Raw genomic sequence first — 2,780 nt, forward strand, 5'->3', positions numbered from 1 at the left:
ATTCGTTTTGGCATTTTTTATTTGATGGGGGTGGTGTTCCTCCTGATTATATCATGGTTGATCGACCGGACATGATAGTAGTCGAAGATTTTCTTAACAGTTTCTTGACCGAAGCACTTCCCGAACTCCTGAAACCTTTCAACGACCAAGAAAAGCCTCAAGTTGAGTTTTTAGTTGCAGCTTTTAATGCGACAGTCCCAGAACACAAGAAAATTCAAGGCAGATTCGCTCCCGAAAGACTGTATGATTGGTTGGAGGTTTTTGCTGAAACCTATTTTCAGAAAACCAGTAGTTATTTAAGGTTTAAAGTGGCCAAAGCCGACTATTTGAAGCAACTGGCTAACTGGTTTGATGATGTTAAGTTTGCTGGCACTGCAGTCGAAGGTCAGGAAATAGAAAAAGCGGAAAAATTGGCTCAAATTTTTGTAATGCCCGATGTCTTGGAAGAGGTAAATATTCATGTTCGATTGGATATCCAAGAATTGGAAGAAGGCAAAAACCTGCAACAGATGCAGAGAGAAACTCGCTCTGCTAGAAAGTTTTTAGCATCACAATTATTGAATCAAAACCAATCAAATAAATTTGTGTTGCTGGGCGCTCCTGGTTCGGACAAAACAACTTTACTGAGCTTTTTTGCGGTGATGTTGGCTCAGAATGCTCCAGAAAAACTCGGCTGGGATTCTGGGATAGATTGCTTGCCGATTTTGATTAAGATTCGGGATTTTGCTAGGCTTTCAGATATCAATCTCCTCGACTATACCCGCCAGTTTGCTGAGAAAACTATGTCCGTGAAACCCCTGCCAGAAGGCTTTTTTGAGTATTGGCTGGCAGACGGTAGGGCGATGATTTTGTTGGATGGATTGGATGAGGTTGTTGAAGAATCCAAGCGCTATGCGGTGGTGCAGCACATTAAGAGTTTTTTGGGGTAGTATCATCACAATCTGGCAATTATTACTTCTCGCCCTGCTGGTTACAAACGCGATTTTTTTAATACTTCGGAGTTTGAACACTATCAGTTACAACTGTTTGATGATGCTAAGGTTGATGAGTTTATTAATCGCTGGTACGACAGCCGCGTTCCAGATGCGGCGGAAGCTCAACGCCGCAAAGATAGCATTAAAAAAGCTCTGGCTGAAAATGACCGAATTAAATTGTTGGCGAGAAATCCGCTATTGCTGACAATCATTGCTTTGATTCACCGCTATCAAGCGGTACTGCCGAGGGCACGCCACAAGCTTTATGAAAAAGCTGTGGAGACACTGTTAAAGTGTTGGCATGCTAACAAAAATATGATCGAGAAGTCAGTATTCAAGTGTTTAGATGTAGACGATTTACGGCGGCTGATGGAAATTCTCGCCTATTGGATTCACACTCAGGGTAGTACGGATAATCCTGAAGGCGGGACTCTGGTTGCTAAGGAGGATTTGTTAGAGCAGTTAACTAAGAATATTAAAACCAAAAAACAGGTTGAACGGTTCCAGGCAAAAGAGGAAGCTAAACGATTTGTTGATTTTATTCAACAGCGGACGGGATTGCTCAACGAACAAGGACAAGATTTGTACGCTTTTGTACACAAGACTTTTCAAGAATATTTGTGCGCTCAGGAAATCGGCTATCAGGCAGATGATGAGGATGATTTTGAGATTGTTCTCAATCATATTCGAGAGCATTTGCATGACCCCCACTGGCGGGAAGTGTTGCTGTTGTTGATTGCTCAACAAAAACCGAAGAAAGCGGCGAAAGCGATGCGGGCAATTTTGACGGCGAATAGCGAGCATGAGCAATGGTTGCACCGCGATTTGTTTTTTGCTGGCAGTTGCCTTGCTGAAAATATTAAAGAGTTAAAGGTGGCAGATTCCAGTCTAAGTGTGGAGATTTTGGAGAAGTTGGTTGAGTTGGAAGTAAGCGATGAGGCACTGGTTGGTGAGAGAGTTCGCTCTCAGGTTTCTCAAATCCTTTGCAGTATGAATGAGACTGAGTTTGAGGCGCAAACTTTGCAACTTTTGAAAGCAAGAGGCATTGGTGAAAATGGATTGGAGGGATATCAAGCAGCATTAGGAGAAAAAGAAGCCGTCATCAGTTCCCTGTTGTTACGTATCGAAGATGCGAATAAGGATGTGCGTCGTCAGGCAGCACGAGCTTTCGGCTGGTTGGGAAATGCTTCAGAAAGGGTCATTAACCCCCTGCTGTTATGTCTCAAAGATGCGAATGAGGATGTGCGTTACTCGGCAGCATCTGCCCTGGGCAAATTGGGAAATGCTTCAGAAACTGTCATCAATGCTCTGCTACTACGTCTCGAAGATGAGGATAAGCGGGTGCGTAGGTCGGCAGCAAAGGCCTTGGGCAACTTGGGAAATGCTTCAGAACCCGTCATCAGTGGCTTGCTGTTACGTCTCGAAGATGGGAATAACGGGGTGCGTAGTGAGGCAGCAGAGGCCTTGGGCAACTTGGGAAATGCTTCAGAACCCGTCATCAGTGGCTTGCTGTTACGTCTCGAAGATGAGGATAACTCAGTGCGTTACTCGGCAGCAGAGGCCTTGGGCAACTTGAGAAATGCTTCAGAACCCGTCATCAGTGGCTTGCTGTTACGTCTCAAAGATGAGGGTAACTCGGCCCGTGCCTTGGCAGCAGAGGCCTTGGGCAACTTGGGAAATGCTTCAGAACCCGTCATCAATGCTCTGCTGCTACATCTCGAAGATGGGGATAACTCAGTGCGTTACTCGGCAGCATCAGCCTTGGGCAACTTGGGAAATGCTTCAGAAGCCGTGATCAGTGCCTTG

The 2,780-nt window shown here is 45.1% G+C and carries 2 protein-coding genes; both read left to right on the forward strand.

All coding sequences use genetic code 11. The annotated features are described in order from the left end of the window. Positions 1-929 (forward strand): NACHT domain-containing protein (locus QUA04_RS28205; protein ID WP_445242387.1); only part of this gene is annotated, 929 nt, incomplete at its 5' end. 243 nt (positions 930-1,172) lie between these two features. Continuing rightward, on the forward strand, positions 1,173-2,780 hold a 1,608-nt coding region (locus QUA04_RS28210), incomplete at its 3' end, for a HEAT repeat domain-containing protein (RefSeq protein WP_333263684.1).

It is taken from the genome of Microcoleus sp. S13_C5, assembly GCF_036700845.1.
GTDB lineage: Bacteria > Cyanobacteriota > Cyanobacteriia > Cyanobacteriales > Microcoleaceae > Microcoleus.